This is a genomic window from Pantoea sp. CCBC3-3-1 (assembly GCF_007981265.1).
Lineage (GTDB): Bacteria > Pseudomonadota > Gammaproteobacteria > Enterobacterales > Enterobacteriaceae > Erwinia.
The window spans coordinates 4289861-4309850 of the sequence record NZ_CP034363.1; the positions used below are offsets into that span (position 1 = coordinate 4289861).

Sequence of the window (19990 nt, forward strand, 5' to 3'; positions counted from 1 at the left end):
GGAACAGGAAAGCGTGTGCTTCAGCGTTCCCGAAACGCATCGCGCAGCCACTGAATAAAACCGCTGACCGCACGGGGTACCTGTGCAGACCATGGCCTCACGATATACAGCGTCTGTGCAAACGCGCCTGTTGCCTGCCATTGCGGTAAAAGCTCGACCAGCCGTCCGTCGCGCAGTGCTGCATGAGCACTAAAATCAGGCAAGAGCGCAATCCCCAATCCGTCCAGCGCAGCATCCCTGATCGATTCACTGTTATTGGTGGCAAAAGGGCCGCTTACGTTGACCTCTACCCTTTCCCGCGGGTTCAAAGCGGATACAAAGGCCCAGCGCGGCGCTTCCGTTCCGCGTGGATAGTAGAGGCACCGATGCTCGCTCAAAGCCTGTGGCGTTTGAGGTTCACCCTGCTCAGAGAGATAGGCAGGAGAAGCGACCACTAACGCACGCGTCGTACACAGTGGCAAAGCGACGTGCGTTTCCGGCAGCGTTTCGCTATGCCGAATGGCCAGATCGAATCCTTCGCTGGCCAGCGCGATCAGCCGATCGGAAACCTCCAGCTGAACGCGCACCTGCGGATGCTCGCGCAGAAAAGCGGTGATATGCGGCACCAAATGTTGGCGGGCAAAAGCGACCGGCGCCGTCACCCGAACCAGCCCGCGCAAAGGCCCGGCGGAATCACGCACGCTAAAAAAGCTCTGCTCGATTTGTGCAAACGGCGTGCGGAGTTCTGCTACCAGCTTTTCCCCTGCGCCGGTCAATCTGACGCTGCGCGTGGTGCGCGTGACCAGCGGCACGCCCGCCTGTTGCTCCAGTTCTTTAATCTTTTGGCTCATGGCGGCTTTGCTGACTTCCAGCCGCTCGGCCGCTCGGGTAAAGCTCCCCTGCTCTGCCAGGACGGTTAGCCAGTGCAGATGCATCCACAGCGCGTCAGTTTTCATAATCTTTCCATCGATTGTTCAAAATAGTAAATAATCAATTCAAGTATACCGCTTTTTCCCGCACAACATTCGCCGTAAAGTAAAGCAGGAAAAATGAAAAGCAGAACGACCTTCTGCCCATAACCTATTATTTTAAGGGGAATAAATTATGCCACTACTGCAATTTGATGTGATTCAGGGCCGCTCCGAATCTGAACTAAAAACGCTACTGGATGCCGCGCATCGCGCTGTTCTTAGCGCATTTAAAGTGCCGCAACGCGACCGTTACCAGATTGTTCACGAAAACAAGAGTTATCAGATGGTGTTCGAAGACACGGGTCTGGGATTAACCCGTACGGATAATCTGGTCATGGTGCGTGTTTTTACCAGCCCGCGCAGCGACGAGCAGAAGCAATTTTTTATGGCAGAACTCTGCCGCGAGTTAAAAGAGAGCTGCGGCATTGAAGGCAGCGACGTGATGATCACTTTTATTACCAACAGCAAAGGCGACTGGAGTTTCGGCCACGGTGTAGCGCAGTACGTTACCGGTGAGTTATAACTCAGCCCCCACGCCGCTCTCCTCTCCTGCCGGACAGCCGGAAGCGCTATGCATAATGCCGCGCTTCCGGCTTCGCGCGTAATGAATTTACCTTTTCCTTGATCTTCCTGCGTGGGTAAGCACAATAGCGCCGCTTTTGCACCGCGCTTTTCGTGATGACGAAGAAGCCCCACAAGGAAATGATAATGAGCATCACACGACGCGATTTTCTCAATGGCGTAGCGATAACGATTGCCGCAGGACTTACCCCGAGCCACATCCTGCGCGCTTCACCCCTGGCGGCTCAGCAGACGCTGACTTACCCTCCTGCCTTAACAGGCCTGCGTGGAAACCATCCGGGTTCCTTTGAAAATGCCCATCGCCTGGCACGTGCGGGCGAAAACATTCCCGATACACGACTGCCGGTTAGCGAAACCTACGATCTGGTAGTGGTAGGCGCTGGCATCAGCGGCCTGGCGGCGGCCTGTTTCTGGCAGCAGCTGAAAGGGACAGACCAGAAAATCTTGCTGATCGATAACCATGATGATTTTGGCGGACATGCAAAGCGTAACGAGCTTTCATCCGCCAAAGGCATGATTCTGGGCTATGGCGGCAGTGAGTCTTTACAATCTCCGCGCTCCAATTTCAGCCCGGTGGTGATGCAGCTGATTTCACAGTTAGGCGTCAATATTGATACGCTGGAAAAAGGCTTTGATAAGACATTTTACCCCGATCTCAATTTCAGCCGTGGCGTCTATTTTGACCGCGAAAACTTTGGCGTGGATAAAATCGTCAGTGGCGATCCTGGCAGGATGGTTGCTGATGATATTCCTCGCGATCGCTTAAACGGTCGCTCATATGAAGCGTTTATCGGCGATTTTCCTCTGCCACAGGCCGATCGGGATGCGCTGATTTTATTGCATACCCAGCCGAAAGATTATCTGCCCGGTTTAAGTACCGAAGAGAAAATGGCCTGGCTGGACAGCCACAGCTATAGCGAATTCCTGCGGGAAAAAGTCGGCCTCAGCCCGCTGGCGATCCGCTATTTCCAGCAAACCACCAGCGATTTTCAGGCGGTCGGCATTGATGCCACCTCATGCAGTGACGCCCGTATTTGCGATTTGCCAGGGCTCAACGGCATGAATCTGCCGCCTATGGATGCCGAATCACAGGCTGACCTTGACGATCCCTACGTCTTCCATTTCCCGGACGGCAACGCCACGCTGGCGCGTCTGATGGTGCGGAAACTCATTCCGGCAGTCAGTCCGGCCGAACAGAGCATGCAGGCGATCGTGACGGCCAAATTTGATTACAGCCAGCTGGACAAGCCTTCGTGGCCGGTGAAGCTGCGTCTGAACAGCACCGGCATGCATGTTGCCAACGTCGCTGACGGCGTTGAAGTCACCTACGCCACCGGCGACAAACTAACAAAAGTTCATGCCGGTCAGGTGGTGATGGCTGGCTATAACATGATGATCCCTTACCTTGTGCCGGAAATTCCTCCGGAACAGCAGGAAGCCTTAAAACAGAACGTTAAGGCGCCGCTGGTATACAGCAAAGTCCTGATCAAAAACTGGAAAGCCTTTAAAGCGCTGGGCGTGCAGGAAGTTTACTGTCCGACCGCGCCTTACTGCCGCGTTAAGCTCGATTATCCGGTAGATTTGGGCAGCTATCGCCATCCACGCGATCCTGAACAACCCATTGGGTTACATATGGTTCATGTCCCTTGCGTACCGGGCAGCGGGCTTAGCTCGCGTGAACAGGCTCGCAAAGGTCGTGCGCAGCTATTAGGCACCTCTTTTGCCGTGCATGAACAGATGATCCGCGAGCAGCTTCAGGGCATGTTAGGCGCTGCCGGATTTGACCATCAGCGCGACATCGAAGCGATTACCGTCAACCGCTGGTCACATGGCTACTCTTATTTTATCAACGGGCTGTTCGATGATGAAGACGAGGCGCAGGCGACCATTAACCTCGCCCGCCGCCCTGTCGGCAACATCACTATTGCCAATTCGGATTCCGACTGGAGCCCGTATGCCAACTCGGCAATCGATCAGGCCTGGCGAGCGGTTAATGAGCTGACTTCGCAAGCAGCGACCGCCGCTAAGGAGAAAGCATGAGGCTGCGTAATCTCCTTATTGGCGGACTGGTGATGGCCGGAAGCGCCCAGGCCGTGCCAATGTCTGAGGGCGAATATCTGGCAACAGCGGGGGATTGTAGCGCCTGCCATACGGCGCCGAAAGGCAAGCCGCTGGCCGGGGGCGTCCGTTTTACCACGCCGCTCGGCGATATCTGGTCGACGAATATCACGCCCGATAAGCAGCAGGGAATTGGCGACTACAGCTTCGAGGATTTCGACCGTGCGATGCGCAAAGGCGTGGCGAAAGACGGTCATCACCTTTATCCGGCGATGCCCTACACCGCCTATGCCAAAATGGATCCCGTGCAGATGCGGGCGCTGTATGATTATTTAATGCAGGAAGTGCAGCCGCAGCCGCTGGCCAACCGCGCCAGCGATATTCCCTGGCCATTGTCGATGCGCTGGCCGCTGACCGTCTGGAACGCGTTATTTCATGACAGCGCGGTCTTCCGCCCAGACCCACAGCAACGTGCCGAATGGAACCGTGGCGCATGGCTGGTTCAGGGGCCGGGACACTGTGGCAGTTGCCACACGCCACGAGGCTGGGCGATGCAGGAAAAAGGAGAAAGCGCAGCGGATGCGGCTTATCTCAGCGGCGGAGAACTGGCCGGCTGGTACGCGCCGTCATTACGTGGGCTGGAGCCAAAAACCGTTGTCGACCTGTTGAAAACGGGCCGCAGTCAGCACAGTGCAGTCGCCGGGCCGATGGCTGAAGTCGTCACCCACAGTACGCAATATCTTACGCAGGAAGATTTGCAGGCAATTGGCGCTTATCTGCATGCTCTGCCCGCTCTCCCTTCTGCGGTTTCCCGCACGGCGACAACGGCAGCAGGGAACGGAAAGCAAAGCTACCGGCAATATTGCGCGACCTGTCACGGCAGCAACGGTGAAGGCGTCGATCGTTTTGTTCCGGCGCTGGCAGGTAACACCGCAGTGGCGGGAGAAAGTTCACTTAATGCGATCCGGGTGGTGCTGGAAGGCGCTCATACACCGCTAACGCAGCAGGGTTTGTCGCAAACGATGCCCGCTTATGCGTGGACAATGGACGATAAGCAAGTGGCTGATGTGATGAGCTACATTCGCAGCAGCTGGGGCAACCAGGCCGCCGCCGTCACGCCAGCAAAGGTTAAAGCCATTCGCCAGATGACAGAGAAGCAACAAGAAGGGAAATAAACTTTTTCTTTATTGATAAGAAAACGCTCCCCGGCCTGCGCCAGGGAGCGTTATTTATCAGAAGTCCCAGCGCAGACGCACCAGGTTCATATCACCCAGGTTATCGGAGCTTGAAGTGAAGACGTGTTCGTAATCGACGCGGAAGCCATAATCCAGCTGGAAGGTAATCCCCACGCCGTTATCGATACGCTGGTAATCACGATCGTTCACGTACTCCAGGCGGTCGCCCATTACGTAAGGCATAAAGGTTTTCAGCCCGTACTGAGCAACCGGAATGGTGTAACCGGCCAAATATTCAATACCCCAGGCATCCCCGGCAAAGTATTTATTCACGTCAACTTTTTTGCTGGTCAGGAAGTTCTGGTAATAACCGCCGCCGAAGCTGAAGGTCCAGTTGTCTGGTTTCCAGCTGAGTGACGTACCATAAATGTTCTGATCCCAGCTCTTGCTGTCGTTGTTGCCAGGGTTACGCATATCTGCACGGGTATAGTTCCACGCCGTGCCCCAGGTCAGATCTTTCGACAGATGATAATCTACGCCCAGTGAGCCGCCGCCCTGACGCTTGTAGCGCAGGCCATTGCCTGGTAAGAACTCGCTGTCAGAAAAAAGATAAGAAGCCAGCACGTCGGCGTTGCCAAAGGTATTCTTATACTTCAGCATTTTACGTGAACGATAAGAGCCGTCGTAATCGCCCTTGATACCGTTGCCTGGCGCCTGGGCCAGCATGTCGTAGTCCCAGATATCGGTTTTAGCACCGACCACATCGTAATAGACGCTGTTCTGCTGACCAAAGGTCAGTTTACCCCAGGTCTTGCTCTGGAAACCGGTATACAGCATACGGCGGCTGGTATTGTGCGCTTTTGCCGCACGATGGTTGTCCCAGTTAAATGCTTCAGGGATATCTACGCCTACTTCGTAATAACCTACCCAGCTAACGTCATCAAACAGATAATAATCGGCCAGGAAGCGGAAACGCGTACCGCCGTCAAAGCCGTTGCGACGATAAGCATTGCTGCCATCTTTGCCGGTCAGGTTATTGAACTGAGGACGGATACTGCCGCCAACGGTGAAATTAAGACGGCTCAGCGGATCGCCAGCCTGAGGATTTGCCTTAAGGACGGTGACTTCAGCGTGTGCTGCAAAAGAGGCACTGCCTGCCACTAACGCCAGACCAACGGCCTGACTTAAAATGCGCATCTTTGTTAACATTGTAGATCCCTGTAAAGATTTGTCAGAAAAATATTTGCAGAGATAGTAACGTGAGAAATGCGAAATGCCGCCTGATTTCACCGCGCTTTTATAAGAATTATCCTAATATTTATTTAACAAAATGTGTATTTTGTAATATTTAGACATAAATAGCGGTGTTTTTCGCTTAATTTGTGTTAAGCCGGCTGGCATAAATCAATCGCCTGTTTTTTCACCTTCTGCCGCAGTTAACGTTATTTCGTTTACATTTGACTTAACATCAATATAACAACAAGCTTTTTTACCCTTATACGCCTCCCCGCTCCCTCGTGGTAAAAAAAGCAAAATTAAACGAAAGATAAACGACACGACATCAGCTCTGTTACTGTGACCCTTTTTCTGTCCTGTCAAACCGTTGCCAGCGATAATTCGCTGCATCAGGTTGATTACAGGTCTCAGCCGGGATTGCGTTCTGCGAGGATAAATAACACCAATGGGTTCGGAATTACTGTCACTGCTTTTATTTATTGCTTCCGTTGCGCTTTACACCTGGAAAGCCGGGAAAAACAAACTCTGGTTCACCGCGATTTTGCTGCTGCTCGGGGTCTACCTCGTTTTGAATGCTTCCCTGCTGGCAAGTAATTATTTTACCGGCGAAGGCATAAATGATGCGGTCATTTATACAATTACCAGCAGCCTTAGCGGCGCGGGCGTCAGCAAATATCTGCTGCCGGCGGCGGGGCTTGGCGTGGGATTAATCGCTCTTTTCGGCCTTCTTGCCTGGCTTTTGCGCCTGCGCAAACGTCACAGCGGCAATAAGTTATACAGCCTGCTGGCCGTTCTGCTGGCGCTCGCCTCAATTAAAACCACGCCTGCTTATCAGCAGGTTGCCAGCCTGATCAAATCCCAGGTCGCCAGAGGCGATTCCGATTTTTACAGCCATTACAAAGTGCCAGGAACGCAGCTTCACGGTAATAAACCCAACCTGATTTATATCTATGCCGAAAGCCTGGAACGCACATATTTTAATGAACAAGCCTTTCCAAAGCTGGCACCGGAGCTGAGTGAAATAAAAAACAACGCCCTGGATTTCAGTAACACAGCGCAGCTTCCGGGCACTGAATATACGATTGCGGGCATGGTCGCTTCCCAGTGTGGCATTCCGCTGTTTGCGCCTTTTGACGGTAACGCCTCCAGCTCGCTGTCGACGTTCTATCCGCAAAACATCTGCCTGGGCGACATCCTGAAAGCGGCGGGCTACCAGAACTATTTTTATCAGGGTGCCAACCTGAGCTTTGCCGGGAAAGATCTGTTCCTCTCTTCGCACGGCTTTGATCATTTATATGGCTTTAACGAACTGAAAAGCATCGTTAAAGATCCCAGCTATCGCAATGACTGGGGCTGGTACGACGATACCGTGCTGGATGTCGTCTTTAATAAATACGTTGAGCTGTCGCAGAAACAGCAGCCTTTTTCGCTGTTTGCGCTAACGGTAGATACACATCACCCGGACGGGTTTATTTCCCGCAGCTGCCAGCGCAAAAGCTATCTCTGGCAAGGCAAGAACAATAAATCTTTTGCTGCCGTCGCCTGTAGCCAGGAGCATATCGCCCGGCTGATTACGCGTATTCAGGCCACGCCCTGGTTCAAAAATACCCTTATCGTGGTCAGCTCTGACCATTTGGCGATGAACAACACCGCTTATCAGGCGCTTAATCAGCACGACCGTAGCGATCTGTTCTTTATGATCCGTGGCGATGAGGCCACCAGCAAAGCGATCCCGGTGAAGCGCAGTACGCTGGATAATGGCGCAACGGTGCTGGATGCGATGGGGGGTGATAACTTTATCGGCCTGGGCCGCAGCAGCCTTTCCTCGTCTTCTCTTTCAGCCACGTATCTGAATATTAAAGAAAAGATAGAAGAGTGGAAGCCAGACGTCATTAAGCTGTGGAATTTCCCGAAGGCGATTTCCGATTATAAAATTGATACGGCTAAAAACACCTTCAGCTTTGCTGGCGTAGATTTCAAACTGCCGCTGCTGCTGTCGGTAAAGCCAGGTAAAATCGAGCCGAAGTTTGATGTTTATATGGCCCCCCCGCTCAAACAGCAGCTGTCGAATTTTGCTCCGGACGAAAAGTTCGTCTGGATCGATCGCTGCTTCAAAATGGGCGATGTCTGGGATGAAAAACTGGAGCTGAATACCCAGCTTTGCGTGGCTGACGGCACGCTTAACTCTGCGCCAGTCATTACCCCGGTTAAATCGGGTAGCTTCTCCGGCCGGGTAACGTTTAAGCAGGTTGGCGAGGGCAGCGACGATCGCTATCAGCGTACCCTTACCCGGTTACGCACCGCTGACGACGACCTGAAATATACCTCGGACACCCTCCTTTTTGCCCTGCCCGGCTTGCCAAAGCAGGTGCAGAAAATTACCGGCTTATCTTTTATCGAGCCGTGGGGTGGCCGCTGGTCTGATGCCAATCTTCTGCCGGTAGTCACCGTACATTATCTGCAAGCGCTGCCTGCGGCGTTCGATCTGATCCTGACCGCTCGTGCTTTTGGCCCCAACAGCCAGCGGCCGGTAAGCATCAGGATTGGTGATATAACGCAGACGGTCACGCTGGGGACGAGCAACAGCACGGTTAAGCTGCACTTCACCAATCCGCAACAGGCCCGCACCATTGAGATTGTGCCACCCGCGCCGGAAGAGACGGCGGAAGGCGCTGTCGATGGCTTTGCCGCACGAAAACTGGGCATCGGCCTGGTCAGCCTGCAAATAGTACCAACGCCCTGAAATAAACCCGGCCGGGATCTTTTTTACCCGGCCGGAAACAGATTATGATGTTAATCCTTACACGCCGATTCAGATGGATATACGTACGTTGAAACCCGCTTACCGTTTGCTGGCTCTGTTTGCCGCTGTTCTGCCGCTCTGCGGTCAAGCGGCACAGGTTGCTCCCGATCCGCTGCTCGCGTCCCAAATTGTCGATCGCTATGCGCAAAACATCTACTACAACACCAAAGCCACCGGCATGGCGATGGTGGCGATTGACGCCAACCAGCGCGTCTTTGCCAGCATGGGTTCGGTGCGTCCGGGCAGCAGCGTCAGGCCGCAAAAAGATTCGTTAATCCGTATCGCCTCGCTGACCAAGCTGATGACCAGCGAGATGCTGGTCAAGCTGTCCGAACAGGGCGTGGTGCGGCTTGACGATCCGCTGAGCAAATACTCTCCCGCCGGCAGCCGCGTTCCCAACTATGCCGGGCAAACCATCCGCCTGATTAATCTGGCGACGCACACCAGCGGCTTACCGCGCGAACAGCCTGGCGGCAAAGCTAACCGTCCGGTATTTGTCTGGCCCACTGCCAGCCAGCGCTGGAGCTGGTTGCAGAAAGCGCAGCTGAAAGCGCCACCGGGAACGCAGGCGGCCTATTCCAACCTGGCATTCGATCTGCTTGGCGATGCGCTGTCACGGGCCGCAGGCGTGCCTTATCCCGCGCTGCTGCAACGTGAAATAACCCGTCCGTTAGGAATGAAAGACACCACCTTTACGCCTTCGCCGGAGCAGTGCTCGCGCCTGATGGTGGCGCAAAAAGGGGCAAGCCCCTGTACTAACACACTGGCGGCGATTGGCAGCGGTGGCGTCTATTCCACGCCGGATGATATGGGTCGCTGGATGCAGCAGTTCCTCTCCTCGGACATTCACGCTCGCTCTGCGCAGGCCGACCGTATTCAGACCATGATTTACCAGCGCAGCCAGCTGACGAAAGTCGATGGCATGGACGTACCGGGCAAAGCGACGGCGCTGGGGATGGGCTGGGTCTATATGGCACCGGAAGGCGGCCGTCCTGGGATTATTCAGAAGACAGGCGGCGGCGGCGGCTTTATCACCTACATAGCAATGGTGCCGCGCTACAGCGTCGGGGTATTTATTGTGGTTACCCGCTCGCCGCAAACGCACTTCACCGCCATGAGCGACGGCGTAAATAATTTGCTGACCGAGCTGATTGGCAACACCCCAGCCAGCGCGCAGTTAGCCGCCAGTATTATGAGTGAATAATGAAATTGAGCTCACCGCCAGAATCCGGAACGCCGCGGAAACCCCGGCAACCAAGAGAACCAAGAGAACCAAGAGAACCGAGGCCCGCAAGGGTGCCACGAGAAAATCTTGAACCGAGAGAGCCTCGCGAACCGCGAACACCTCGTGAACCGCGAACTCCTCGTGAGCCAAGAACTCCTCGCTTAACCAGAAAGCCACTTGCGGTAAAAAATGTTTCTCAGCCAGGCCTGCCTGAAGCATTCAGGCAGGTTACTGCACAACCAGATGCGCAGATATACAACGACGCTAATGAAGCCGTTTCTCACCGCTATTACCCAGAGTTCGCATCAACCCACTTCACCTGTCATGCTTATTGATGCCGCTTATTGCCCGCTCACTCTTCCGCTGAGTGGGCAATTGCTAACATTATCCTGCACCTGGCTTATCCGGCAGGCCTGAGATATTTTCCCGATCGAATCTTTCCGTCTGACTCGTCTATAAATGATCTTAATCAATACGACCCGCACCATTCCTCCTCATATTTTCCAGCAGTGACAATCGCTAATGGACTTTTTTTGTGAAAATTCACACTAACGGAGAATATGATGTTGCACAGAATGATACTGAACGAAACGTCCTGGTTTGGCGCGGGATCTGTCTCGCAAATCGTGAATGAAGTCGCCCAGCGAGGTTTGCAAAAAGCGTTGCTGGTCACGGACAAAACGCTGATCAAAGCGGGCGTGATTGAAAAAGTAACCTCGCTGCTGGAACAGCATAATCTGCCCTATGTGATTTATGACGAAGTGGTGCCTAATCCCACCATCACTGTCGTAAAAAACGGCATTGCCGCGTTTAAAGCCGCTTCGGCGGATTATCTGATTGCCATCGGCGGCGGATCGCCGCAGGACACGGCAAAAGCCATCGGCATTATTATTAATAACCCCGAATTTGCCGACGTACGCAGTCTGGAAGGCGTGGCGAATACGCGTCAGCCCAGCGTGCCGATTATTGCCATTCCTACCACGGCCGGTACGGCAGCCGAAGTTACCATTAACTATGTCATCACCGATGAGGAAAACCGCCGCAAATTCGTCTGCGTCGATCCGCACGACATTCCGATTGTGGCGATTATTGATGCCGAGATGATGGCCAGCATGCCGCCGTCGCTTAAAGCCGCCACCGGGATCGATGCGTTAACGCACGCAATTGAAGGTTTGACGACGAAAGCCGCATGGGAACTGACCGATGCGCTCCACCTGAAAGCTATCCAAATCATCAGCCGCTCGCTACGTGCTTCGGTGGCGGGTGAGGCTCGCGGCGTGGAAGATATGGCGCTCGGCCAGTACATTGCCGGCATGGGCTTCTCTAACGTCGGTCTTGGCCTCGTACACGGGATGGCCCATCCGCTGGGCGCGTTTTATAACGTGCCGCATGGTGTTGCCAACGCCATCATTCTGCCGCACGTGATGGCCTGGAACGCCGAATTTACCGGCGAGAAATACCGTGATATCGCCCGCGCGATGGGCGTGAAGCACATTTGTGGCATGAGCCTGCCTGACGTGCGTGAAGCGGCAGTACAGGCCGTGAAGCAGCTTTCCGCCGACGTCGGCATTCCCGAGCGCCTGCGTGATGTGGGGATGAAAGAGGAAGATATTGCCGCACTCGCTCAGGCCGCGTTTGATGATGTCTGCACCGGCGGCAACCCAAGAGAAGCCACGCTGGCCGACATTGCCGAACTCTATCGCCAACTGTACTAAGCGTCCGGCATGCAGGTTTGCTCCGCCTGCATGCTCTTTTATTCGCAGGCGGCTGTCGATCCTCATGCCCGTACGGTGTTGACCATCGCAATAGTCACGATAGCTGCCACTCCTTTCGTTATTCTGCCTGATGGAAATTATTGATAATCCGGCAGTCCCAGATTGCCGCGCAGCGTGGTGTACTCATACTCCTTACGGAACAAGCCACGGCGCTGTAACTCCGGCACCACCAGTTCAATAAACAGATCCAGCTGTTCCGGCATGATGGCGGGCATGATGTTAAAACCATCCGCACCTTCCTGCTCAAGCCATTGCTGGAAGTCATCAGCAATCTCTTCTGCCGTGCCGACAATCACCCGATGCCCACGGGAGCCTGCGGCCACCGCAGCCAGCTCGCGCAGCGTCAGATTGTCCCGTTTCGCCATATCGACCAGCAGCCTGACGCGGCTCTGATTGCCTTCGCCCTCTGGCACATCCGGCACCGGGCCGTCCAGAGGAAGCTGGCTGAGATCCCTGCCGAAGCGGGCGGAAAGCTGGCGCAAACCGTTTTCGATATCCACCAGCGTATTCAATTTTTTCCAGGTGGCCTGAGCGTCTTCACGCGTGCGGCCAACAATTGGCATCACGCCCGGCAGGATCAGCAGATGCTGAGGATCGCGTCCGGCGGCGGTTGCCTGCTGTTTCTGCGAACGATAAAAAGCCTGCCCCTCTTCAAGGCTGGCCGAGGCGGTAAAAACCACTTCCGCCGTGGCGGCGGCCAGCGCCTGACCGTCGTTTGACGATCCCGCTTCGATAATCACCGGTCGTCCCTGCGGCGATCGCGAAATATTCAGCGGTCCCTGCACCTGGTAGTAGTCGCCCTTGTGGTTAACCGGCTGGATCTTCTCATCAACAAAATAGCGGCCTGTGGCGGCATCCGGCGCGACAGCCCCTTCCTGCCAGCCTTCCCACAGCCTGAACGTCACTGCCAAAAATTCCCGGGCGCGGGCGTAAAGATCGGCATGGCCCGGCATATCTTCACGGCTGAAATTACGCGCCACGTCAGTGGAATATGATGTCACCACGTTCCAGGCCGCACGCCCACGGCTGATGTGATCGAGAGAAGAGAAGCTGCGTGCCAGCGTGAACGGATCGCTGAAGGTAGTAGATGCCGTCGCGGCCAGACCGATGTTTCGGGTAGAAACCGCCAGCGCGGACAGCAGGGTCAGCGGTTCCAGCCGGGCCATCGTCGAGGGCAAGCGGTGAACGTTGGTGGCCAGCGCATCGCCGACAAAGAACATATCGAACAGGCCCGCTTCGGCCTTTTTGGCAATCTGAATCAGCCAGTCAATGTCGGTCGGTGAACCGAGCCGTTCGGTAAGACGCCAGCCGCTGACATGGTGTCCCAGTGGCTGAACAAACAGCCCCAGCCGCAGCTGGCGTACAGAAGTTGATGAAGGCATAAAGTGTCCTGGATTATTTGCGGCGCGATATTACGCCAAAAGAGTTAGCCGATTTCCGTCGCCAGCAGCGCTTTTTCCAGCGCCTGGGGGGAAATCTCAAAGGGCAGCCGCGCCGCGCAGGCGGGCGGAAATTTGATCTCGTGCGCCAGGGTGCGAATCGCCTCGCCCCTCTCCCCCGTCAAGGGCGAGAGCGTTAGCGGCGCATCGTACTGGCGCAGCAGGGCAAGCAGCTCTGCATCCGGCTTGCCGTCAGGATGCTGCATAATCGACTGTACCAGCAGGCTAAAACCCACCTTTTCGCCGTGCAGCCAGTCATGCAGCTCGGGCAGATGCGTCAGCCGATTATGGATAGCATGAGCGAAACCCGGCGTTGGCAGACTGTCCCGCAGGCTGTTAGCCATGCCGGCCAGAGCAATGCAGGCATCGATTGTTTTAATCAGCGCCGGGGAAACCCGCTGCTGCTGATTATCCACCAGCGCCTGTGCGCCATGCGCCAGGAAGACGTCTACTGCGCGACGGGCGACCAGCGCTTTCATATCCAGCGCGAGACTGTCGGGATTGTGCTGCTGGTAAGGCTGAAACTCATACCATTTGGCAAGGGCATCGACGATGCCCGCTTTCAGATAGCGCACGTCGCTGCGCGCAATAACCTCGCTGTCGACCAGCACCAGTTCCGGCATCACGCCCAGCGGCTGGCTGCGTAAATGGCCGCCCTTCTCGTCATAAATAATGGTGACGGGCGACCAGGCCGCGCAGGTGGCGGCCAGCGTCGGCATCGTGACGATGGCTATGCCAGCCTGCGTGTCGCCAGCGGCGTTTGCGTTATCGATCAGCGCATTCCCCACGGCTTTCGCCACGTCCAGAACCTGGCCACCGCCCACGCCGAGGATCAGGCTGGCACCTTCCTGCTGCGCTTCCGCTGTCAGGCGTTCTGTCGCCTCATCGGTGCAGCCAGTCGTTAGCAGGGCAAGCCGGTAACGAATACCCGCCGCCTGCAAACTTTTTTCCAGTTCAGGATTCACCGCCTGCCAGGCCTGCGTGCTGGAAATAATATAAATATGCTGCGACAGCGGCGAAAGATAATCACCAGCCTGCGCTCTGACTCCGGCCAGCTGATAATAATTGCGTGGAGATTTAATTGAAAACACGCCACATCCTTTGTTAATTAAGCGGAATATTCCGGACCGTAGCGGCAATAACTTTTCATCGACCAGCGGCTCAGACGGAAGCTTTTTTTCATCATGCTACAAAGAAAAGTGCAGAAGCAATCACGCTTTGCCGTTCCTTTCTGACAAATAAGCAAGTCGTTATGCCAATAAAAACTAAAGCAATAAATCACTTGCCGTTCGCGTTTTCTCCACGGCATGATTATTTTTCAGGAGAGATAAAACGGCGAATTAAATCGCTCTACCGTTATTCAGGGAACAGCCGCATGAACCTGCATTTTCGCCAGCTAACGCTGGACGACCGCCATTCTTATTTATCCCTGATGCTGCACGCCTATGCGCCCATTCGTGAAATGGGTATTCATTTTGATGCGGCAACGGCCGATTTAGCGCAGGTCAGCCAGCATCTGCAACAGCATGGCGTTTATGGTCTGTTTGTCGGCGATCGCCTCGCCAGTTCTCTGACGCTTCGTTACCCGTGGGGCCCGCTTCCCGGCCCGTTTGGCCTGCCGCATATTGGCTGGTTTGGCAGCGATCCCGATTTGTCAGGGGCAACAGCTCGGCCGTAAAATGCTCGCCTGGGTTGAGCAGCATATTCTGCGAGACCAGCTCAAAGCGCCCGCTGTATCGCTGGGTACCGCGGTCAGTCATCCCTGGCTGAAGGAAATGTATCTGCAACGCGGTTTTCAGCCTATGCACGAGACCGATCTCGGTAAAGGACATATCACGCTGTATATGAAAAAAATTCTCGACGCGGCGCTGCATACGCAGTGGCTTGCCCGCCAGAAACAGGAAATTCGATGAAGATAGCCGCAGAACAACGGCCACTGGCCGATTTTATTCAGACTTTTCGCCAGGAGTTACATCGCTATCCCGAATTGTCCAATCAGGAGTTTGAAACCACCGCCCGCCTGCGTGCCGTGCTGGATGAACATCAAATCCGCATTCTTAACCTACCGCTGGCAACCGGACTGGTGGCCGAAGTTGGCAAGCCAGAGGGCCCGCTGGTGGTGCTGCGCTCCGATATTGACGCGCTGCCCATTTCTGAGAAGTCCGGCGTCGCGTTCAGTTCTGAAAACCCCGGCGTGATGCATGCCTGCGGCCATGATTTTCACGCTTCTGCGGCGCTGGGCGCGGCGATCCTGCTAAAGCGCAATGAGACGTCGTTGCCGGGGCGGATACGCATTCTGTTTCAGGCCGCGGAAGAGATTGGCCTGGGCGCACCCGCTTTGCTGGCAACCGGCGCGCTGAACAACGCCAGCGTGATTTTCGGCATCCATAACGACCCCACGCTCCCGGTTGGCGTGGTCGGCAGTAAAGCCGGGCCGCTCACCGCTGGCGTAGACCGCTTTACCATTACCGTTACCGGCAACGGCAGTCATGCTGCGCGTCCGCATGATGGCAACGATCCGATCGTGATCGCCGGGCAACTGATCGGCGCACTGCAAACGGTGATCGCCCGTAACCTGCCTTCCGCTGAAAATGCCGTGCTGTCGATCACCCAGATCCACAGCGGCACGACCTGGAACGTGATCCCTGACAGCGCCTGGCTGGAAGGGACGGTGCGTACCTTCAGTCAGTCGGCGCGCGAGCTGATTGAACGTCGCTTCCGCGAGCTGCTTAACGGATTTGGCACCGCGTTTGCCGCAGAGATTGCGCTGGACTGGCAGGCCGGGCCGCCGTCGGTTATCAATGATGAAGCCTGGGTAGATTTCGCCCTTGAGCAGGCGCCTGCCGCAGGATTTGAAGCGAGGCGGGTGGCAGCCAGCCCCATCGGCGAGGATTTTGCTTTTTACCAGCAGCAGCTCCCCGGCGCGTTTCTGATGATTGGCTCAGGCGGCCCGTTCGCCCTGCATCATCCTGAGTTCCGTGTTGATGACCGTGCGCTGTTTCCTACGGCGGATTATCTGGCCAACCTCGCCGTGAAGGCGCTGGAGCAGCTCGCGCAGCGCTGAGAAATCAGGAGAGGCAATGAATATTACCCATGAGCTGGCAACACGGATTGTGGAAAGTCAGCCAACGGCGACAGCCCGGGAACGCGCTCGCGCCGGTCTGCTGGATTTTATTGCGGTTACGCTGCCGGTACTGCGCGGTGAAACGGCAGACAGCGGCCTGGCGGCCCTTCAGTCGGTCTGTTTCGCCCGCGACAGCCAGACGCGCGCGCTGCTGTTGGGCTATGCCGGACACGCGCTCGACTTTGATGATTTCCATCCCGATTTTCGTGGCCATCCCGGCACGGTGATCCTGCCTGCCCTGCTGGCTTTTGCCGGAGAACATCCCTGCACGCCGGACGCGTTTCTGGATGCCTGTGTGACTGGCGTTGAGACGGCAGGAAGGCTCGGCCTGGCGGCGGGCCAGCGCCACTATCAGCAGGGATTCCATAATACCGCGACGCTCGGAACGTTGGCCGCGGCGGCGGCCATGGCGCGCCTGAGCGGAGCGAGCGTTATTCAGACAGAAATTCTGCTTGGCATTGCCGCGACCCAGGCCAGCGGATTGCGCGCCCAGTTTGGTTCAGCGGTAAAGCCGCTGCATGCCGGGCTGGCCGCGCAGGCGGCGGTGTTTGCGACAAAGCTGGCGCTCGCAGGCTTTGACGGTCAGCGCCAGGGCGTAATAGACGGATTTTTAGCGGCATGCTGTGCCGGTAGCGACCCGGATCGTCTGGTGGCCCAATGGGGAGCACCGTGGCGGATTGAGGTGCCGGGGCTGGAATTCAAGCCTTACGCTACCTGTAGCGGCACCCACAGCGCGGCCGATGCTGCACGCCAGCTGCGTGAGCGCTGGCTGGCGTCTCACGCTTCATCGCACCCGCTGGCGGAAGCCGTTGTCCGTATCGAAGTGGCTTTCCCGCCCGGGGGGGATATTGCTGCGGCCATCCGTCAGCCGGCGAACGGTATCGAAGCGCGCTTCAGTCTGGAATACGTGATTGCTTCCTGCCTGCTGTACGACGGCGTAGCGCTGGAAGACGTCGCAGAAGGCCCGGTGAATCCAGAGATTGCCGCCCTGGCCGCACGGGTTGAACGTTGTCCCGATCCCTCGGCGCCACCGGATGAACACGATCCTTCCGCCCGCTTCCACGAGGTCAGGCTCTTTTTCGCTGACGGACAGTCATCAGGCAGCCGCGTGACGCGCCAGCAAAGCCTTAGCAAGCCGGTCGATTTGGTTAAGAAGCTGCAAAGCTGTCTGGCCGGCGCTTCCGTTGCTGAGCGCCAGCATATCGTTGCGCTGTGCGAATTGCGGACTCAGGATGCGTTGTCCGGGCTGATAAAGCTGTTGGACGAAAGGCTACGTCCGCTGCACTGAGCCTGTACTTCCTTTAATCCAGAAATTCGCGGCGGCGTAAATGCCCGCACCGCTGGCGCTACCCTGTCGTATCGCCGCACCTGGACAACGGTAATCTGCCCGGTGCAACCCTGGCTCAGGGAAGAGGTTCCCGCATCCCGCGTCAGTACATTGGGATTGCCGTGCCGGCACTGCGGTTTGTCAGCCAGCGGATCGACCGGATCGTACCAGGCACCGGTAGGCAGCTGTACCACGCCGGTTCTCACCTGCCGACTCAGCTGTACACAGGCCAGCACCGAGCCTCGCTGATTAAAAATTTCGACAACATCACCCTCACCAATGCCCTTTTGCTGCGCGTCATCTGGATGCATGCGGCACACTTCGCGGCCTTCACGCTTCTGGCTCACGCTGTAGCGGCCAAAATCGAGCTGGCTGTGAAGACGGGAAGCGGGCTGATTGGCAAGCAGCCAGAACGGGTGCGCGTCATCCGGTTTTTGTACCGGCTCCAGCCAGACGGGATGGCCAGGGCAGTCGGCGTAGTGAAAACCGGCAAGCCGTGCGGAGTAGATTTCGATCTTTCCGCTCGGCGTCGGTAAAGGGGAATGCTGCGGATCGGCACGGAAATTTCGCAGCAGCCTGCCGCCGTCTTCGGTTTGCGGCAGTTCCAGTACACCTTGCTGCCAAAAAGTATCAAAGTCCGGCACGTTAACTGCAATATCCTGCAATTTCGCCCGCATTTGTTGATAAAGATGCGCCAGCCACTGCCTTGCCGAGCGGCCTTCGGTAAAAGCCTGCTCTTTCCCCAGTCGCCGGGCGAGTTCGCTGAAAATGGTGTAATCGTCTTTCGCTTCGCCATAGGGCTGCGCCACCGGCTGCATAGCTATCAGGTGGCGATCCGTTGGTGCGCCGCCAACGTCTTCCCGCTCCAGCGTCATCGTGGCCGGAAAAACAATATCCGCATGACGGGCCGTCGCGGTCCACGCCACCTCATGCACAATCAGCGTATCAAGCTTGCTGAATGCCCGCCGCAGACGCGCCAGATCCTGATGATGATGAAAAGGATTACCGCCCGCCCACCACGCCAGTTTGATATGGGGATAGGTCAGATGGCGGCCGTTATAGTGAAATTTTTCGCCCGGATGCAGCAGCATATCGGCGATGCTGGCGACCGGGATCAGCCGGTCAATGCCGTTTTTGCCCTGCGGCAACGCGGGAAAGCTGACGCGGTTATGATGCTTGCCGTAATGCCCCAGCGCACCAAGCGCATAGGAAAAACCGCCGCCGGGCAGGCCTGGCTGCCCCAGCGCTGCCGCCAGCACCAGACCGAGCCAGACCGGCTGTTCACCATGCTCCGCGCGCTGAAGCGAGTGTGCCACGCTGATAATCGTCCGTTTGCCGTGCAGCTGTTCCGCCAGCGCTTCAATCTTTTCCGCCGTGATGCCGCAGATCGCTGCGGCCCAGGCCGCATCACGCACCTGTCCATCTTCTTCGCCGTTGAGGTAAGCCACCAGCGTTTCCCAGCCTGTGCAGTAGCGGGCCAGGAAGGATTCATCACTCCAGCCGCGCTGGTAAAGCGTACTCAGCAGCGCCAGGATCAGCGCCGCATCGGTGCCGGGACATATCGCCAGCCATTCCCCCTGCGCCTCTTCCGGTAAATCGCTTTGCAATGGACTGACTGAGATAAACCTTGTGCCGCGTGCCGCAGCCTGCTGCATAAACCCTCGCTCGGTGTGCTCGCTCAATCCGCCACTTGCGACCTGGGAATTTTTCAATGCGAGGCCGCCAAAAGAGAGCACGACTTCCGTATGTTGAGCTATCTCCTTCCAACTGACGCCACGACGGGCGATCTCGTTCATGTCGCCAACGATGTGCGGCAGAATGACTGAAGCCGCGCCGGAACTGTAGCTGTTCACCGAGCGAACATAGCCGCCGATGGTGGTATTGAGAAAGCGATGCACCTGGCTTTGCGCATGGTGGAAACGTCCGGCGCTCGACCAGCCATAGGATCCGCCAAATACCGCTTCCGGGCCGCCTTCGTCAGCGACCCGCTTCAGTTCCTTCGCGGCCAGCGCGTAAGCGTCTTCCCAACTGACAGCGATATACTCATCCGCGCCACGACGCGCGTCGGGACCGGGGCCGTTTTCCAGCCAGCCACGACGCACGCAGGGCATTGCCACCCGCACAGGATGACTCAGGACATTTTCAAAATTCTGCAACAGCGGGCTGGGATCGGGATCGCCGCTGAAGGGAACGATGGTCAGACGATCGTTTTCACGGCGCGCGCTAAACGCACCCCAGTGTGAGCTGTGCATCGCGCGGGTCACGGACATGGAAAATTTCCTGATGAGTAGAGGAC

General features: G+C 56.4%; 13 protein-coding genes and 1 pseudogene. 9 read left to right on the forward strand and 5 right to left on the reverse strand.

All coding sequences use genetic code 11. The annotated features are described in order from the left end of the window. Positions 1–20: 20 nt before the first annotated feature. Positions 21–935 carry a LysR family transcriptional regulator gene (locus tag EHV07_RS20055; RefSeq protein WP_147199901.1) on the reverse strand — a complete coding sequence of 305 codons (915 nt, stop codon included), beginning with the start codon at positions 933–935 and terminating at the stop codon, positions 21–23. Positions 936–1083: 148 nt separating this feature from the next. Between EHV07_RS20055 and EHV07_RS20060 the strand changes: the two genes are divergently transcribed. The 3 genes from EHV07_RS20060 (at position 1084) to EHV07_RS20070 (ending at position 4765) form a co-directional block, all read left to right on the forward strand. Next, positions 1084–1473 carry a tautomerase family protein gene (locus EHV07_RS20060; RefSeq protein WP_147199902.1) on the forward strand — a complete coding sequence of 130 codons (390 nt, stop codon included), beginning with the start codon at positions 1084–1086 and terminating at the stop codon, positions 1471–1473. 185 nt (positions 1474–1658) lie between these two features. Continuing rightward, on the forward strand, positions 1659–3572 hold the full coding sequence (locus EHV07_RS20065; protein ID WP_147199903.1) for an FAD/NAD(P)-binding protein: 1914 nt from the start codon (positions 1659–1661) through the stop codon (positions 3570–3572). Continuing rightward, positions 3569–4765, forward strand: a complete 1197-nt coding sequence (locus EHV07_RS20070; RefSeq protein WP_147199904.1) for a cytochrome c — start codon at positions 3569–3571, stop codon at positions 4763–4765. The genes EHV07_RS20065 and EHV07_RS20070 overlap by 4 nt, the downstream gene beginning before the upstream one ends. A gap of 57 nt (positions 4766–4822) precedes the next feature. On the opposite strand, the gene EHV07_RS20075 is transcribed toward EHV07_RS20070, so the two are convergent. After that, positions 4823–5974 (reverse strand): porin, encoded by a 1152-nt coding sequence (locus tag EHV07_RS20075; protein WP_147199905.1) that lies wholly within the window; start codon positions 5972–5974, stop codon positions 4823–4825. 472 nt (positions 5975–6446) lie between these two features. Here EHV07_RS20075 and opgB point away from each other — a divergent pair, with 472 nt between their 5' ends. From opgB to fucO, 3 genes are all read left to right on the forward strand, one after another. Beyond that, positions 6447–8744 carry a phosphatidylglycerol--membrane-oligosaccharide glycerophosphotransferase gene (opgB, locus tag EHV07_RS20080; RefSeq protein ID WP_147199906.1) on the forward strand — a complete coding sequence of 766 codons (2298 nt, stop codon included), beginning with the start codon at positions 6447–6449 and terminating at the stop codon, positions 8742–8744. Positions 8745–8817: 73 nt separating this feature from the next. Next, the gene (gene ampH / locus EHV07_RS20085) at positions 8818–10008 is read left to right on the forward strand and encodes a D-alanyl-D-alanine-carboxypeptidase/endopeptidase AmpH (RefSeq protein WP_147199907.1); all 1191 of its coding nucleotides are present in this window, start codon (positions 8818–8820) and stop codon (positions 10006–10008) included. Between the two features lie 584 nt (positions 10009–10592). Then, positions 10593–11744: a lactaldehyde reductase gene (gene fucO, locus EHV07_RS20090; protein WP_147200684.1), complete on the forward strand. Its 1152-nt coding sequence runs from the start codon at positions 10593–10595 to the stop codon at positions 11742–11744. A gap of 137 nt (positions 11745–11881) precedes the next feature. Here fucO and EHV07_RS20095 read toward each other — a convergent pair whose 3' ends face one another. Continuing rightward, positions 11882–13186: an LLM class flavin-dependent oxidoreductase gene (locus tag EHV07_RS20095; RefSeq protein ID WP_147199908.1), complete on the reverse strand. Its 1305-nt coding sequence runs from the start codon at positions 13184–13186 to the stop codon at positions 11882–11884. A gap of 44 nt (positions 13187–13230) precedes the next feature. Beyond that, entirely contained in the window at positions 13231–14334 is a 1104-nt protein-coding gene (locus tag EHV07_RS20100; protein ID WP_147199909.1) for an iron-containing alcohol dehydrogenase family protein, read from the reverse strand. Between the two features lie 284 nt (positions 14335–14618). Here EHV07_RS20100 and EHV07_RS20105 point away from each other — a divergent pair. The 3 genes and pseudogenes from EHV07_RS20105 (at position 14619) to EHV07_RS20115 (ending at position 17655) form a co-directional block, all read left to right on the forward strand. Then, positions 14619–15156 (forward strand): annotated as a pseudogene (locus EHV07_RS20105) (GNAT family N-acetyltransferase). Continuing rightward, positions 15153–16307 (forward strand): amidohydrolase, encoded by a 1155-nt coding sequence (locus tag EHV07_RS20110; RefSeq protein WP_147199910.1) that lies wholly within the window; start codon positions 15153–15155, stop codon positions 16305–16307. Before EHV07_RS20105 ends, EHV07_RS20110 begins: the two are co-directional and overlap by 4 nt. Before the next feature lie 16 nt (positions 16308–16323). Continuing rightward, positions 16324–17655 carry an MmgE/PrpD family protein gene (locus EHV07_RS20115; protein ID WP_147199911.1) on the forward strand — a complete coding sequence of 444 codons (1332 nt, stop codon included), beginning with the start codon at positions 16324–16326 and terminating at the stop codon, positions 17653–17655. On the opposite strand, the gene EHV07_RS20120 is transcribed toward EHV07_RS20115, so the two are convergent. Beyond that, on the reverse strand, positions 17595–19964 hold the full coding sequence (locus EHV07_RS20120; protein WP_147199912.1) for a molybdopterin-dependent oxidoreductase: 2370 nt from the start codon (positions 19962–19964) through the stop codon (positions 17595–17597). The genes EHV07_RS20115 and EHV07_RS20120 overlap by 61 nt on opposite strands. Positions 19965–19990 lie beyond the last annotated feature (26 nt).